13 protein-coding genes are annotated in these 16,930 nt (G+C 41.6%); 9 read left to right on the top strand and 4 right to left on the bottom strand.

The features are described from left to right. Positions 1–250: 250 nt before the first annotated feature. Positions 251–1,453, top strand: coding sequence for a tetratricopeptide repeat protein (locus T487_RS15700; RefSeq protein ID WP_031573471.1), 1,203 nt, complete (start codon positions 251–253; stop codon positions 1,451–1,453). A 69-nt stretch (positions 1,454–1,522) separates the two neighbouring features. Here T487_RS15700 and T487_RS0102180 read toward each other — a convergent pair whose 3' ends face one another. Beyond that, a complete protein-coding gene (locus tag T487_RS0102180; RefSeq protein WP_155953235.1) occupies positions 1,523–2,119 on the bottom strand; it encodes a GGDEF domain-containing protein in 597 nt (198 codons plus the stop codon). Between the two features lie 18 nt (positions 2,120–2,137). Next, positions 2,138–2,584, bottom strand: a complete 447-nt coding sequence (locus tag T487_RS0102175; RefSeq protein ID WP_031573466.1) for a hypothetical protein — start codon at positions 2,582–2,584, stop codon at positions 2,138–2,140. Positions 2,585–3,650: 1,066 nt separating this feature from the next. Between T487_RS0102175 and T487_RS0102170 the strand changes: the two genes are divergently transcribed. The 4 genes from T487_RS0102170 to T487_RS0102155 all read left to right on the top strand — a co-directional run bounded on the left by T487_RS0102170 (position 3,651) and on the right by T487_RS0102155 (position 10,532). After that, positions 3,651–6,539, top strand: coding sequence for a response regulator (locus tag T487_RS0102170; protein WP_031573464.1), 2,889 nt, complete (start codon positions 3,651–3,653; stop codon positions 6,537–6,539). 23 nt (positions 6,540–6,562) lie between these two features. Beyond that, positions 6,563–9,034: an EAL domain-containing protein gene (locus tag T487_RS0102165; protein ID WP_031573461.1), complete on the top strand. Its 2,472-nt coding sequence runs from the start codon at positions 6,563–6,565 to the stop codon at positions 9,032–9,034. A gap of 290 nt (positions 9,035–9,324) precedes the next feature. Then, entirely contained in the window at positions 9,325–9,909 is a 585-nt protein-coding gene (locus tag T487_RS0102160; RefSeq protein ID WP_031573458.1) for a TetR/AcrR family transcriptional regulator, read from the top strand. A 38-nt stretch (positions 9,910–9,947) separates the two neighbouring features. After that, a complete protein-coding gene (locus tag T487_RS0102155; RefSeq protein ID WP_031573455.1) occupies positions 9,948–10,532 on the top strand; it encodes an NUDIX hydrolase in 585 nt (194 codons plus the stop codon). 13 nt (positions 10,533–10,545) lie between these two features. On the opposite strand, the gene T487_RS0102150 is transcribed toward T487_RS0102155, so the two are convergent. Continuing rightward, the gene (locus tag T487_RS0102150; RefSeq protein ID WP_051651436.1) at positions 10,546–11,889 is read right to left on the bottom strand and encodes an MATE family efflux transporter; all 1,344 of its coding nucleotides are present in this window, start codon (positions 11,887–11,889) and stop codon (positions 10,546–10,548) included. Positions 11,890–11,974: 85 nt separating this feature from the next. Between T487_RS0102150 and T487_RS0102145 the strand changes: the two genes are divergently transcribed. Continuing rightward, the gene (locus T487_RS0102145; RefSeq protein ID WP_031573449.1) at positions 11,975–12,883 is read left to right on the top strand and encodes an AraC family transcriptional regulator; all 909 of its coding nucleotides are present in this window, start codon (positions 11,975–11,977) and stop codon (positions 12,881–12,883) included. Between the two features lie 64 nt (positions 12,884–12,947). On the opposite strand, the gene T487_RS0102140 is transcribed toward T487_RS0102145, so the two are convergent. After that, the gene (locus tag T487_RS0102140) at positions 12,948–13,730 is read right to left on the bottom strand and encodes a hypothetical protein (protein ID WP_031573446.1); all 783 of its coding nucleotides are present in this window, start codon (positions 13,728–13,730) and stop codon (positions 12,948–12,950) included. A gap of 219 nt (positions 13,731–13,949) precedes the next feature. Here T487_RS0102140 and T487_RS0102135 point away from each other — a divergent pair, with 219 nt between their 5' ends. The 3 genes from T487_RS0102135 to T487_RS0102125 all read left to right on the top strand — a co-directional run bounded on the left by T487_RS0102135 (position 13,950) and on the right by T487_RS0102125 (position 16,915). Beyond that, on the top strand, positions 13,950–15,458 hold the full coding sequence (locus T487_RS0102135; protein WP_031573443.1) for a DUF1846 domain-containing protein: 1,509 nt from the start codon (positions 13,950–13,952) through the stop codon (positions 15,456–15,458). 172 nt (positions 15,459–15,630) lie between these two features. Beyond that, positions 15,631–16,131: an RNA polymerase sigma factor gene (locus T487_RS0102130; RefSeq protein ID WP_143004571.1), complete on the top strand. Its 501-nt coding sequence runs from the start codon at positions 15,631–15,633 to the stop codon at positions 16,129–16,131. 112 nt (positions 16,132–16,243) lie between these two features. After that, positions 16,244–16,915, top strand: a complete 672-nt coding sequence (locus tag T487_RS0102125) for a hypothetical protein (protein ID WP_143004570.1) — start codon at positions 16,244–16,246, stop codon at positions 16,913–16,915. Positions 16,916–16,930 lie beyond the last annotated feature (15 nt).

The following is a 16,930-nucleotide window of genomic DNA, read 5'->3' as shown; positions in this document are numbered from 1 at the left end:
AGTCCGGTCAGTGCTGAAAAAAGTGATAGAACAAAAACCAGTTTCAAAGAAGCAGCTTTAAAACTGGTTTTTGTTTTGTGATTAAAAAGTGTGAAGTTCATGAAGATAATCTGATTTAAAAGTGAAAATAACCTGGAAGTCATAGATTTTCCTCTAGAGTTACGATAGAATAGAACAGAAATCAGATACCATTTGATTGCACGGTGCCATGTGGATTTATGGCCTGAAGACAGGATAGGAGAGGTAATGAATGGAACAAGCAAGCAAGAATATTAAAGAAGCAGAAGTCGCTTTAGAAGAAAATAATATTTCAAAAGCAAGAGATATATTGGAAAGCAGACTATCGGTAAATCCAGAAGATACTGAAATAATGAACCTTCTGGGATATTGTGAGTATCTCTTCTGCAACTTTGACAAAGCAAAGTACTATTGGAATAAAAGTATTTCTGTGAAAGCCAGAGACAACAAGGCTGTGGAATATTTACTGAAATATAAAGCGGAAACTGCCCAGGATTTTCAGAAGTTATATAAAGAAGCCATCCGAGCAGAAGATCAGGGAGATTATACAAGGGCCATCAACGTATTCAAAGATCTTTTCGAACGGGAACCTGAAATGGTTGGACTTCTTCTTCATATAGGGCATTGTCATTTTCTGAACGGAAGTCTGGATGATGCTAGAGAATATATGAATAAAGCATTACTGCTTGACAGCAGCAATGAGAAGGCATTGAGATATCTGGATGAGCTGTCGGTGTTATCTGTGAAAAAAAGAAAGAAACCAGGGAAATCCCTTGCTTCCTTTCTAGTTCTTCTGTTATTTCTTGGTGCAGCGGGATATGGTCTATCCAGAGTGCTGGATTTCAGTGCACCCAAAGAGTCTGGCGAAGAGGTGGCAAAAGAGGAAGAGCCTTCTGTAGAACAGCCTGAGGAAAATCCAGAGCCTGAAGCACCTGTGGAAACCCCTGTAGAGACACCGGTAGAGACTCCAGTGGAACCACCTGTGGTTGAAGAGCCAGAGGAGGAAGAACCACCTGTCACCGAAGAACCTGGTCCAGTAACACCAGGCAGAGTGTTCTCAGACGATGAGATTGCCGTTCACGATGAAGCACTTTCTGATTTTAGAGCAGGCAATTATGCTCGAGCAGCGGAAGCTTTCTATCATATTCTGAACAATGGAGAAATCCCTGAATATAAGTCCGAAGCTGTGTTTTATCTCGCCAATGCGTATCAGAGACAGGAGAAGGCAGCGGATGCTAAGAAGTGGTTCGAAGAGTATCTGACAAGATTCCCGGATGGTGTGTATTATGAAGAAGTACTCTACACTTATGGACTGTATCTGTATGATCTAGGAGAACTGGAGAATGCGAAGAAAGTTCTACAGCGGATTCCCAACGAACGCCCAAATAGTATGTACAATAATTCAAGAGTACGTGCAATACTCTCGGAGTCTTAAACCATAATAATATGAAGTCTTATAGAAAAGCTCCTGGTTTTAAACCCAGGAGCTTTTCTGTGTATATCTTCAGCTTGCCAGCTGCTCTGAAACAACTCTGTTTCTTCCCGCTGATTTTGCTTTGTAAAGCAGCTGGTCGGCAAGCTCCAGGGCTTCTTGTATATGAGTGGAAGCTTGAGGAGAAATATAAAGAGCACCAATGCTTAAGGTAACAGAGACAAAATGGCCCTGATAGCAGAACTGCATGTCACGGACTCTTTTACGGATGCTCTCCGCAAATAGTGCGGTCTCTTCTATGGAATCAGACTTTGAGACAATGACAAATTCCTCACCACCATACCTGGTGGCGCAGTCTTCTTTCCGGGTCTGTTCCTGCAGAATTATTCCAATCTGACGGAGCAGTTCATCTCCACAGAGATGTCCATAGGTATCATTGATCCTCTTGAAATGATCCAAATCCAGCAGCAAGATGGACATACCGTGGCCTTTCTTCACTCTGCCTTCACAAAGCTCCAGAAGAAAATGGTCGAAGGAGGTTCGGTTCATAAGACCCGTCAGATAATCTTTCATGGCCAGATCGGTGAGGGTCTGATGCGCCTTTTTAGTGATAGTGATGTAGTAATGAGCAGAATTTGCCACGCCTGACACATTCAGCAGGATATTCACAGTATGCAAAAAGAAAACCTAAAAGTAGCTCAACTCCACTGGAGGTGTTGCCTGATAGTTCAGTTGAAAGGAAAGAACAAAACTGGAAACAAGCAGCATCGTTCCAGCTGCTTTCTGCCAGGGTTTCCAGTTGGTGAACATCACGAGCCCAGAGAGATTTAGATAAAAATACTGAAATCCAGTACGAAGTCCGAATTCATGAATCTGAAGAAATGCAGTGAAAGCAACCGTAGTGATGAAAATGAGAGAACTCAGCGCGTATTGTTCTTTACGGTTGAGTCTGATCGAAATATAAGAAACCGCCAGGAGTACGATGTTTGCCACTGCAATACTATAGGTCTTAAGGATAAAGAAGTAGATAAACACCAGAATGGCACCAATAATGATTGTGTTCACATAAACTAAGTTTGCCTGGCTCTGATACTTCTGCTTTTCATAGGTTTCTTTCAATTTGGAGCTTTCCATGATCCACTTCCCACTTTAGATTTAAGAGGCTTATTTTTCATTTACGCTCTATTTTTATGCTACTCGTAATAGTTTGTCAACATAATTTTTGTTCTGATGCAAATTTTCTACTTAATTGTCCCAAATCATTGCTTTCTGTGAAATTGTGTTTTTTCTTTCATATTGGATTTAATTCAATTAATGGAGAGGTATGTATGTATCAGAGAAGTCGTTATGATAGATGAGAAGATCTTTCTATCTTGTGAGAAATGGTCTTTAATGCTTTCTTTATAAATCCAGTAAACTATACATAAAACAAAGAAGAATGGCGAAAAAATGCCTATGTCTATAAAACCTATGTAGTGTTAAACTAAAAGCATAGAAAACTGATAGAAAATAAGATTTTCCTTTGTATCGTCATAAGAATGGTGGAAAAAGAGAAATAATACGCAAAATACTCAGAATATTCAGCTTTGATTTAATGAGGTGCTGCATGGGAGATCTCATTCACAGACATTTTTAAGAGCTTTTAAAGAGGAGCTGAAGCAGACAAAAGAACCAACGAGAAAAAATCAGCCATTTTTGAGTTACAGATGGTTTTACAATGCTCATGCTGCTGAGAACATAGTTTCTACGAGAACTACAGAAATAGAAATTTGGGAAAAAGTTCTTTGCATCACCAAAAGAACACGAAGGAGAAAAAAGAATAGAAACCAGAAATAAACAAAATGTCGGACAAGTAAGACATTCAAGGAAATAGGAATGTCTGAAACAACAAAACTAAAATGAGAAAGGAGAAGCTACTAGACAGAATATCCATGAACAAGGAATCAAAGTACAGAAACTGCATCAGACAGATCGGGATGTAGAGGGCAGCATGTATCTATGAGATGCAGTAACTTACAAGTCAGGATACTCATGCTGCTGTAAGCATGTACCGAAGATTACTTGGAAAATTTACTCCCTTGGAGTGTTCCAGAAGATCAGTGTCGTACACTCTTTACATTCACGAAATCAGACCTGTGGAACAGGGGGGGAGATCTGAACATGGATAGGTTTGTTCCTATTTTGAGTAGCAGGAGTTGGAGTGTTAAAAAAAGTTTATCTGATTGCAATTGCACTCATCAGTATGGTTGTTGTATCACTTTTCTTCGCGCAGAATGGACGAGCGTCTGAAAAAATAACCCTGAGTGAAGAAGAAGAAACTTTTATTAATGAGCATCCTATCATTGAAATTGGTATAGATCCCAGGTTTGTTCCTTTCGAGTTTATTGATCGGGATGGCGAGTATAAGGGAATCACTGCAGATTATCTCGCTCTTGTGGAAGAGAGGACAGGGCTTCGGTTTAAAGCACAGAAGAATCTGACATGGCCAGAAGCCTATGACAAGGCATTGTCTCATGAGATACCTATGCTATCAGCCATATCCCGTACTGAGGATCGGGAGCAGTACTTCATTTTTTCCAAAGCCTATTACCATTTCAAACGGGTTATTGTGACAAGAACGGATGAAAAGGGCATAAAAGGAATAGAAGATCTTTCAGGAACCTTGGTAGCGGTTCAGAAAGGAAGTTCACATCACAGTTATCTGTTGGGATTTCCAGATATCAACCTGAGTCTTTATGGCACAGTGGAAGATGCGCTCACTGCGGTGGCGAACGGTACTGAAACCGCCTTTGTGGGGAATCTTGCAACCACCAATTATCTGATACAGAATTCAGCGCTGACCAATCTGAAGTTTACTGCTTTTGAAGCGGATAAAAGTCTGGCCATCCATTTTGCAGTCAGAAAAGACTGGCCAGTGCTCATTGACATATTGAATAAAGCACTGGATACCATTACGGACGAGGAGCGCATGGAGATCGCGTCAAGGTGGATTTCCGTCTCCAGTGAGCCGGACTTTGGTCCGTTCCTTCGAATCATAGCCCTCATTGGAGCAACAGCACTGATTATTCTTGGGGTATCCTTTTACTGGATCCTTAAGCTGAAAAGAGAAGTGAAGCACAGGGAAGAGATACAGCTTAAGCTTGAGGCAGCAAAGATGGAGGCAGAGGAGGCAAACGATTTCAAATCCAGCTTTCTTGCGCGGATGTCGCATGAAGTCCGAACTCCTCTGAATGCAATCGTCGGTATGTCCTATCTCCTGCGAAAGACCGAAATCACATTGACACAAAGAACCTATATTGATCGGATCACTCAGGCATCCAATAATATGCTCAGCATCATCAATGACATACTGGATTATGCCAAAATCGAAAAAGGAAAAGTTGAGCTGGAAATCACTTCCTTCAGCTTAGATCAGGTGATCCAGAATGTGATCAGTATCGTGTCTTATAAGATTGATGAACAAGGGATAGGACTCAGACTGATCAAAGATTCCAAGGTGCCCAACTGGTTTTTGGGAGATGGAAAAAGATTGGAGCAAATTCTCCTAAACCTAATGAACAACGCTTCAAAGTTCACTCAAAAAGGTGAAGTTCTTCTGGAAATAAGGCTTTTGGCAAGGGAGGGATCGAAGTACCATCTTTGTTTCACTGTCGAAGACACGGGGATTGGCATGAATGACACCCAGATCAGCAGGCTCTTTGTGCCTTTTACTCAGGCGGATTCCACCATAACCAGGAGGTTTGGCGGATCTGGATTAGGACTTTCCATTGTTAAACATCTGGTTGAACTGATGCATGGAACCATTGAAGTGTACAGTACAGAAAATGAAGGTTCAACATTTTCTGTGAAAATCACTTTACCTGTGGATGAAGAGCGTCAGGATCAGTATTTCAGGAGACTCTCTTCCAATCAGTTCAAAGACATCCGAACCTTGGTTCTTGAAAAAAATGGAGCAAGCATGAATCTCATCGAAAGCTACTTGAGATCATTCGGTATGCAGTGCGAACTGACAACCTCTGAAAAGAGTGCCCTGAGTATACTGGAAAACGCTGCAAAACCCTTTGCAGGGCAGATTCATTTGCTGATTCTGGATTATGATGCACCCAAAAACGGCGGGCTTCAGTTTGCGAAAGAAATCTATGAAAACTCGAGAATAACCGTAAAGCCTAAGATACTTCTACTTGTGCCCATGATGAGGGAAGAACTCTTTGATGAAGTGAAAAACTATCCAGTGCATCTTGCATTAGGAAAACCCATTATACCCTCTGTGCTTCTGGATGGTATCGTAGATCTTTTTGATGCGAAAGCCACCACAGGAATACATGAAGAGGTGCAGCTCTACCAGGGGAAAGAAGGGGTAAAAATACGAAAATCAGTGCTTCTCGTGGAAGACAACAAAACCAATCAGCTCATTGCAAAATCTCTTCTCTCAAGAATTGGAGTAGACACCATTGTGGCATCCGATGGTCTGCAAGGGGTCGATCTGTTCAAAGAGCATCAGAAGACCATTGGGCTGGTTCTCATGGATCTACACATGCCGGTAATGAACGGATTTGAATCTGCAGAAATCATCCGAGCTCTTGATAAGGAGGTGCCTATTGTTGCGATGACTGCTGATGTGGTTCTTGGTGTTAAAGAGAAATGCAAGGAACATGGGATGAATCATTTTATCAGCAAGCCTTTTGACCCGGATGACTTTATTCGTCAGGTAACGGTCTTTTTAGAAGAGAAAGAACGGTCTTCCCAACGGAGCATGCTTCTGGATGTGCCCTCTGGACTGAGAAATATGGGAGGGAACGAACTGCTTTACTTGGAAGTCCTCCGGGAGTACCAGAAGGAAAATCAGGAGTTTCTCTTTGAATTGAATAGATTGATAAAGAGCAGAGCGTATGAAGAAGTGGAGCATCTCATCCATAAACTGAAAAGCAGCTCAGGAAGTATTGGTGCAAAAGAAATATATGACTATTGTGTGAAATTTCAAAAAGTATTGCAAGATGGTAAAGATATAGATATTCTTATGTATAAGAGTGATTTTACAGATCTTTTTCAAAGACTTCTGGAAGAGATCCAATACTATGTTGAAAAATAGCGTGTCCAAAAGGAGATAAGAGAATGACAACAAGAATACTAGTGGTTGATGATTCGTCGGCAGACCGACTGATGATAAAGTCAATGCTCGGTCATTATACAGTTCAAACAGCTTCCAACGGACAGGAGGGTCTTGCTATTTTAGAGGCTGAAGGACCTTTCGATATGGTCATCCTGGACATCAATATGCCGGTGATGAATGGGTTCGAGTTTTTAGAAATCATAAAAGAGAAGGGGCTTCTAAGAAATCTAAGAGTCATGATTCTGACAAACTATGATGAGAACGATAATGAAATCAGAGGTCTTCAGATGGGGGCTGTGGACTATATCAGAAAACCCATCCAGTTGGAATCCCTGATTGCGAGAATCGAAATCCATACAGAACTGCTTCGGATGCAGAAATTACTGGAGGAAGAGTTCTCCAAGCAAACTCAGACCTATAATAAGATCTATCAGCAGGCACCCATAGGGATAGCAGTGTCTTTTAACAGGGAACCATGCACAGAAGATGAAAATCCCTATATTAACATCAATCCGATGTATCAGGAGATTACGGGGTATTCAAGTGACATGCTCCGGAGTTTGGGATGGGAGGCTTTAACGCATCCTGATGATATTTCTGAGAACCTTCGTTATTATGAGAGGATGGTTTCAGGAGAGATTGAAGGGTACACCATGGACAAGAGATTTCTGAGACCAGATGGCACTTATGTATGGGTGAACATGGTGGTTTCAAAGATTGATCTTCATGTAAACCATAAGTACAATCATGTTTCAATGATTCAAAATATCACATTACGGAAAGAAGCAGAGCAGAGGCTTATGGAGAGCGAACGCAGTAAATCTGTCCTGCTTTCCCATTTACCAGGACTTGCCTACCGGTGCAAATATGATGAGCACTGGACCATGGAGTTTGTCTCAGATGGTGCCAAAGAGCTCACAGGTTATGATTCAAAAGACCTTCTTTTTAATCAGGCCGTTACTTTTAATGAGATTATCGCAGAGGAATATCGGACCATGCTTCGAAAAGTATGGAGTGATCTTCTTCCGTTAAGGCAGACATTAAATGCTGAGTATGAACTTGTCAAAAAAGACGGAAGCAGAATATGGGTCCTTGAAAAAGGTCAAGGGATCTTTAATGAGGAAGGCGAACTGGAAGCGCTGGAAGGCATTATTCTGGATGTGACAGAGAAAAAGAGAATGGAGGAGAATCTGAAGTTTCAAATGGAGCATGACAGCTGGACTGGCATAAGGAACCAGTATTCACTGGACAAAGTTCTCACAGAAGATCTGAACCGCCATGATGGATCTTCTAAAGCACTTATGGCCGTGAATCTCAGCTATCTTCACGTTGTCACGCTGGTATATGGACATCATTATACGCAGGATCTGATCAAGAAGATTGCTGATACATTACTTCTTTACTGCAGCTCGGATAAGTCGCTGTATAAATTTCAGGATAACCAGTTTGTATTCTACTTTCATGAGGTTTCCTCTAGAGAGGATATTTTGAAGTTTGCGAAAGATCTCCATGAAAGTCTTGAAAATCTTCTTCTGCTTGAAAGAATCAATCTTGGATTTGGTGTAGTGGAGTTCAGAAGTGACCATAATACGGATGGTGACAGACTGATGAAGAGCATGCTCATTGCATCCGAAAAAGGACTGGAAAATCAGGAGCAGCTGCCCATCATTTTTTTTGACGAGGAAATGGAAGCGGGTCTCTTGCGAGAAGAAGAGATCAAGAAAGAACTGGTGCAGATCACTGATCATATCAATCCGGAAAGACTGAGTCTTCATTATCAGCCCATCCTGAACATCAAAGATCATACCATTGTTGGGTTTGAAGCGTTGGCCAGATTAGACAGTACATATTTAGGGAAGGTTTCACCAGTTGAGTTTATTGCAGTTGCAGAGAAATCTAAGCTTATCATTCCTATAGGTGAACGTATCATTGATATGGCGCTGAAATTTATAAAGAGACTTTATGAAAAAGGACTCAACAACTATTGGGTATCCATTAATATTTCTCCGATACAGCTGCTGAAGGAAGACTTCTGCGCTTATCTGTTCAATGCGATGGGCACGTATCAGATCCAACCTGAGTCTGTCCATATTGAAATTACGGAGACTGTTTTTTCGTCAAATTATGATGATATCAACAAGACCCTGGGGGTTTTGAAAGCTCACGGAATTCATATATCCATTGATGATTTTGGTACAGGATACTCCTCTCTTTCAAGAGAAAGGGAACTTAATATCAACTGTTTGAAGATTGACAAGTCCTTCATTGACAAACTCACGGAAAATGAGGAGAACTCTGCCATTACTGGGGATATTATCGTGATGGCCCATAGGTTAGGGCACACAGTCATAGCGGAAGGCGTAGAGAATGAAAAACAGCTGAGCTATTTAAAATCTCATCAATGCGATCTGGTACAAGGATACTATTTCTATAAGCCGATACAAGTAAATGAGATATTTGATGTGCTTCTCTAGAAAGCAACATGTCAATTAGACGAAAAGGCGAAATTGAAAGAACACGCTCTTTCAATTCATGGCACCGAGTCACAGTAAAAAAGATGAAGGAGACGGTTTGAATCCAACAGATGGGACCTGAGCATCAGGAGAGAGCAAGAAAAAAGGTACACCGGAATAGGAGCATGAAACCTAAAATCACATAAGAAGCTCTGTACTTGTTGTTCTACTCTATTTATTTATTATGAATGCTTGATTTTAATGAATTCATAGGAAATTTGGTTTAGACTTCAAGTAAGGAGGGGAGTTTCATGCGAGATTTAAATACAGTTGAGATGAGAATAGTAGACCGTACTTTGTACCTGATAGGTCAAAAGGGAACCGTCGATGTACCCGTCCGGACGATTGTCAAAGAAGCAAAGGTAAATCTTGGTGCAATCAATTATTACTTTGAGACAAAAGAACAGCTTCTTTCTCTGGTTCGTGAGTTCTATACGGACAATATGCTGAAAACAGTAGAGTTTTTGGAGAATCAAACCCTTGATTTGGAAGAAAGACTGATATATTATGCCAATGAGACCATGAAGTATGCGTTATTGTATCCAAACAGTGTGGTATTAGTAAAGGATGCTTATAGAAGTAAAGTGAAAAGTTCAGCATCTGAGGAGCTGATCCGAACGCTGAACCATATGTTTTCATTATTAGATGCTGCGCTGAAAGAATATCTGGGAGAGCATGAGCTGAAAATCAAGAAGATGATTTTTATGGCTGCCATGATCCACCCGACAGAAGATAATGCCAACTATGGCTTATACATCAGCAATATTGATACTTCAGAGAAAAGAATCTATTACATTCAGTGTTTATTGAAGATGCTCAAAAACAGCACTTGCTGACAGAGGATCCTAAGAATAAAGGGAAAAGGTGACTATTTGTGCAAACGAACTATAATGCAATTGTGGAAGCGTACTTGCCACAGACGAGTGAAGATAAAGCAATCAGAGACTCCATGCTGAAGTATATACAGAGAAATAGAGAAGCAGTGCTTACGAGAGAAGATCCAATGGCCCATATGACGGCTTCCACTGTCATATTGAATGAAAGTGGAACGAAGATGCTCATGATTCACCATAGAATATATGATGCTTGGACATGGCAAGGTGGACATGCTGACGGAGATGATGATTTACTTCGTGTGGCATTCAAAGAAGCAAAAGAGGAGACGGGACTGAGTCATTTCAGACCTGTAATGAGCAGAAATGGCACTCTTCTTTACCGGCTGGATATTCTGCCTGTAAAGGGACATGTGAAGAATGGATCTTATGTTTCACCTCATTTGCATCTCAATGCTGCCTTTGTGCTGATTGCTAAGGAAGAAGAAGAGTGCAGCCTGAACGAAGCTGAGACCAAAGGTATTGAATGGGTGCTGTTGGAAGATATTGATATGAAGGCAAATGAACCGGATATTACGCCGATTTATCATAAACTGATTTTAGAAGCAAAAATGGGGCAGGTGTAGAAACATAAGATTTCTACACCTGTTTTTCCATCGTGGTAAATGGTGTTTGCGGAGGATCCATGAGCCATCTTTTTCTGAAAAGAAGCGCTCGGACAATCTCATCCAGTCCCAAGGCGATCCAGATGCCTGGAAGTCCGAAAGATAAAGAGACGGTGAAAATGTAGGAGAAGAAGACACCAATCCCCCACATAGAGAAGAGTGAAACTCTGAACGGATAATTAACATCTCCAACTGCGCGAAGAGCATTCACATAAATAAGATTCTGACTTCTGCCAGCTTCCACGATGAAGTTAAAGAGCAGAACGTGTCCTGCAAGGGTTAGGATTTCTGGATTGTCTGTGAGAATGCGCAAAAAGGGAACGCGGAAAACAACAAGAAGTGTACAGAGAATCATACTGATCGAGAAAGACAGTTTTGCGGAATGAGTTCCGAGGATTTTTGCTTTTTCTTTGTGTCCCGATCCCGTATACCATCCGATCATTATGGCAGTCCCTTGTCCTAAGGACACAGAGAATATGTAGACAAAACCTGCAAGGGTATTACTGTAGGAGTAGGCTGTGATGGCCACATCTCCAAGTCTGGTTATAAAAATCATCATCACAAATTTTGCGAGATTATATGAGATCTGTTCGCCTGCAGCAGGAGCTCCAAGTTTTAGGATGCGCGGTAGAACATTCATCATAGAAGCTGGTGTGAATCGGATGGTCTTCTGATAGAACCCCATTCGGTATACAATGGATCCTAGTACGACAAATCCCACAAGTCTTGATATCACGGTAGCGTAGGCAGCCCCTTGAACACCTAACGCATCGAATCCGGCATGACCATAGATGAGGATGTAGTTGAGCACCACATTCACAATATTCATGAGAACTGATACCTTGAGCGTCGTCTTTGTCTCACCATGGGATCTGAGATAGACGGAAAATGTCATGGTCATCAGGTGAAGGAACAGATATCTTGATATGATGATGAAGTATTCTGATGAGAATCTCAGCATCTCACCGTTGAGATCCATAATGCTTAATAGTTCAGGGGAGAACAGGACGAGCAAGGCGCTGAAGAAGAGTCCCAGAACTGTGTTCACAATGAGCGCTGTGATTGTCAGAGTCTCAAGATCTTCAGATTTCCGCTTGGCCCCTACATATTGTGTCATGAGAATGCCAGCCCCTTGAGCAATGACATTTCCTGCGATAAGCACCAGAAAGAGAATCTGATTTGCAACACCTACGGCCCCTACAGCAGTGTCACTGTAATTAGAAAGCATCAGTGTGTCTACACTCCCGATGACTGTAAATAGAAGGCTTTCAAAAAATAGAGGGAAGGAGAGCTTCAGCAGTTTCATTTGTTCATTCATATAATCATCCTCGTTTGATAAACTTTTTCTCATATCATAGTATATAATCTAATTAACAGAAAAACTTGTAGGAATGTGATGAAAAATGATACAAAAGAATCCTAATATTGGACTGCATCAATATGAGAAAAAGAGACACGGCGCAGATCAGCTCCCATTTGCAGTTTACCGCTCAAAAATACCCCAAGGGTTCACCTATTATCCTATGCACTGGCATGAGGAGATGGAGATTCTATATGTAGAAGAAGGGATGCTGACTCTGATGGTGAATGGACAGAAATATACAGCAGAAGCTGGGAAGTTTTATGTGGTTTCTCCGGGTATGATTCATGCCATGGAAGAAATTCCTGGAGAGCATGCTGTTTATTATAACGTGCTCTTTCATTTGAACTTTTTGATGTCTAAAGAAGATGAGGATCATCTCAATGAATCTCTCTTGCACCCTCTTCTTTTTGGAACAAAGCATTTTCAGGTGGAGTCTTTTATGAGTAAGGAAGAGAAGAAAGAAGTGCTTCACACCATTAAAAGTCTCATCTCTTATCGGGAACAGCAGGAGGAGGAGGGAATTGGTTTTCTTGTGAAAAGTGATCTCTTCCGGCTTCTGCACGGTCTAAGACATACGCTGCTGACTTCCCGGGATCCAATGATTGCCGCAGGTCAGATGGAACGGATGAAAAAGGTGACCAACTGGCTACTGGAAAACCTGACAGAGGAGATCACACTGGCTTCTGCAGCAAAGTTTGCTGGGTATAGCACTTCTTATTTCTCCAAGTTTTTTAGGAATTATACTGGAACCAGTTATCTTCACTACTTTACAATGCTGAAGCTGGAAAAATCAAGAAAGCTTCTGGAAGCGACGGATCTTTCCGCCATGGAAATTGGAGCGCTCTGTGGATTTCAGAATTATTCCTATTTTATCAGAACGTTCAAGAAGCACTATGAAACCACACCGAAGCAGTACCAGATGAGATCCAGAGAAAAGAAAAGAGTGTAACCTGAATTAGCGAGAATTCCCCCATGCTTTTTAGGTGGGGGAGTTCTCGCTTTTTACATAAAGTTCAATGAGCGTTTCTTTCAATCTGTACTTTCTTAAGTAAGGTTTCTTCAAGACTCTGTACGGTATCTTCACTGGAAGCCAAAGCATAAAGAATGAGGTTCAGATCCTCGTCTGGATAATAATGCTGGAGGAGGACACCATACATGGGCTGAACTGGATAGAATTCGAAGCTTTTTGGAGGAATACCATAAAGAAGATAGGAAAGCTGACAGTTTCTCGGATGAAGTGGTGTTGACATGATATATGAACCGGTATATTTCATGAAGACATCGGATCGGATCATCACAGGGGAACCGGATTTCACCACATGTATCTTTTCAAACACCGCCTCACTTGAGGATAGTCCAAAGGATGGCAGCATGAGTTTTTTCACATCGAACACCACAAGAAGAGCAAGCTCCTCTAGGGCTAATGGATGACCAGTTCCTGAAACCCAGTAGGCGCCGGCAAAGGAGCTGTAGAGAGACTCATCAGGGTCCATGACATGGCTTCTGCCTAGAAAAAAGGAAGGTCTGCTGAAGGTATAATCCACCGTGAAAGAAACAGGCATGTGAAGAGCCTTCGAAGCTCGCTCGGAGTCGTTATATGTGAGCAGCACTGGCAACATGGAAGAGCTCTGAAGAGGCATCGTCAGTTCAAATCCAAGTTCCCTCGCAACACTATTTTTATCAAAGTGCAGATCAAAAAAAGGGAATAAAAAAATCATCCGAAGTCCTGGAACAGCTAGGAGGGAAAGCAGAACTGCCAATAAAACGGCAATGGTTTTTATGAGGTGTTTTTTCATGACAGCAACACTCCTTCCGATCTCTTTCAATTTGAACGTATCACAAAGAAATGGAAAATGTGCCTAATATCAATGAATAATATGCAAAAAACCTTTTCATGACGGCATCCGATGCCTTTGTCGGAAAATAAGAACCTTAACATTTTTTCCTTGACATGTTATAGTTTACTTTGAGAAAGATGATACAAAGAGAAGACGAATAAATAGCTGGAGGATGGCATGAGAAAACAGGGTTTTGATCCACAAAAATATATTGAGGAACAGTCCAAATATATCTTGGAGCGTGTGAATGACTACGACAAACTGTATCTGGAGTTTGGGGGAAAACTTATTGGAGATAAGCATGCCAAAAGAGTGCTTCCTGGATTTGATGAAGATGCCAAAATCAAACTTCTTCAGAAACTGAAAGATTCGGCAGAGATCATCATAACCGTCTATGCGGGAGACATTGAACGGAATAAGATTCGTGGTGATTATGGTATCACCTATGATATGGATGTGTTCAGACAGATTGATGAGCTCCGAGGATATGGGCTTACAGTAAACAGCGTGGTCATTACAAGGTATAATGATCAGCCTTCTACGAAGGTCTTCATCTCGAAACTGGAAAGAAGAAACATCAAAGTCTACACCCATCGTGCCATTCCAGGATACCCTTCTGATGTGGATATGATCGTCAGTGAGCAAGGTTATGGTAAGAACCCATACATTCCTACCACCAAGCCAATTGTTGTGGTTACAGCACCTGGCCCTAACAGCGGTAAGCTTGCCACATGCCTGAACCAGCTGTACCATGAGTATAAGCTTGGCAACCATGCGGGATACTCGAAGTTCGAGACTTTTCCGGTTTGGAACATACCCCTGAAGCATCCTCTGAACATTGCCTATGAAGCCGCTACAGTGGACCTGAAAGATGTCAATATGATGGATTACTTCCACTTTGAAAGATACCATCAGGTGGCTGTGAATTACAACCGTGATCTGGAAATGTTCCCGGTGGTGAAAAGAAGCATCGAAAAAATCACGGGAAAAGAATCTGTTTACCAGAGCCCTACGGACATGGGGGTGAACCGGGTCGGGTTTGGCATCATTGATGATGAAGTGATAAAAGAAGCTTCTAGGCAAGAAATCATCCGAAGGAACTTCACCACTGAATGTGACTATAAGAAAGGCCTTGTGGATGAGGAGATCTTAAACCGCATGAAACTGATCATGGAGGAGCTCGCGTTAAAGAAAGAGGACCGGGTACCAGTAAGACCAGCCAGAGAGTATGCGGAGAGACTCAAAATTAGATGTGAGAATAAGGAAGTGCCTGCTGTGATGGCTTTTGAACTTCATGACGGCACAGTGATAACCGGAAGAAGCTCAAATCTTATGGATTCCTGCTCAGCAGCGATTCTGAATGCAATCAAGTATCTGGGACATATTGGGGATGAGATCTATCTACTGTCTCCAGTCATCATAGAAACCATAAGAACCCTTAAAAAGGATAAGCTTCACAGTAAAATCACCACACTGAATGCGAACGAAGTGCTCATTGCCCTGACCATCGGGGCGGTTACCAATCCCACTGCTCAGCTGGCTGTAGAGAAGCTTGGAGAGCTGGAAGGGATCCAGGCCCATTCCACGGTGATGCTCAATAAGGATGATGAGCAGATCCTTAAAAAACTGGGCATTGATGTGACCTGTGAACCTGTTTACCCCTCTGAAAACTTATATTATGTATAGACTGTTCTGGAGTCCTTTTAAGGACTCTTTTTTTATATCATCAGAATCTGGGGCAGCTTCAATAAAAAATCAGAAGCGGTATTTAGATTTTTTTCCTGAAGAAAAGTATTTGTCACTTCTTGAGACATTTCTGCCTATAGGATTGTATTAGAAGTGAAAGGAGGGGGAGAGATTGCTACAGACTATGCTTCGAAGCAGAGAAAATTTTGAGGAAATCTATGATACCTATGTGAATATGGTGTATCGTATCTGTTTCACCTATCTGAAAAATACCGCGGATACTGAAGATATGGTGCAAAATACATTCATAAAACTCTTGGAACAATCGGACTCCTTTCAGTCTAAAGATCATGTGAAAGCATGGCTTATTGTTACTGCTGGAAATCTATGCAAAAATCATCTGAAACACTGGTGGTCTAAAAGAGCACCAGTGGAAAACTGGAACTTGCCTGTATTCATGGAAGATAGAGAGACAAAGGAAGTTATGGATGCTTTATGGCAGATTCCGGAGAAGTACAGAATTGTTTTGTACTTGTTCTATTTTGAAGGATATAAAAGCAAAGAGATTTCAGAAATGCTGGGAAAATCCCATTCAACAGTTCGAACACATCTTGAGCGTGGCAGAGAATCTCTTAAGATCATACTAGGAGGTGACTTTATTGATGGGGAATAGGTTAAAAAAAGCTCTGATAAACGTGAAACCTACGGAGCTTGATAAAAATAGGATGTATCAGAATATTTTACATCAGGAGAGACTGATTCATCAGAAAGAGGGAGGAGTAAAAATGATAAACAGAAGATCCATGTGGATGACAGGTGCAGTGGCTGCGCTTCTTATGCTGGTTTTCAGTGCCAGTTATTTCATGGGAAACGGCAAAGAGGACGTACTGTACTCCAGTAACGGAGTAGAAGTGAAGGAAGTTACAGAGGTGAAGCTAGAGAATACTGGTGCAGGAGCCATAACGATGCTTTTCACAGAGAAGGATGTGTTTACTCTATTTGATACGGATGCTTTTTTAGGAACCGTGGTGGATGTTCATAATATCAGTATGGATTTTGATGGCATGGTGCATTACCGGGCCATGGCCATACTGAAAGTGGAAAAGGTCTACGATGGTGAACTGACTCCAGGAGAAACCATCCGCGTAATGCTGCCGGGTCCAGTGGATACAGGACAGGTGATAGGGGCTGATTTCAATATCACCAGAGCGATGAAACCAGGAGAAAGAGGGATCTTTATGCCTCTGAAATACAAGAATGAGGATGTGTGGGAAGAAAATGGGAAAGTGCTGAAAATGAATGATGTAGCAGAGTATGCCATTCTTGATACCCAGCGGTTCGCATTTATGGAAACTGCAGAAGGACTGCTGTTTGCAAGAGATACTTTCCCAAATATAAAAAATGCCACATCATTAGAAGAAGTAGAGACCTACATTCAGGAGAAAATCAGTCAGTAGGTTCATAAAACCCAA

The organism is Proteiniclasticum ruminis DSM 24773, assembly GCF_000701905.1.
Classification (GTDB): Bacteria; Bacillota; Clostridia; order Clostridiales; family Clostridiaceae; genus Proteiniclasticum; species Proteiniclasticum ruminis.
This window is presented reverse-complemented; position numbering and strand designations above follow the sequence as displayed.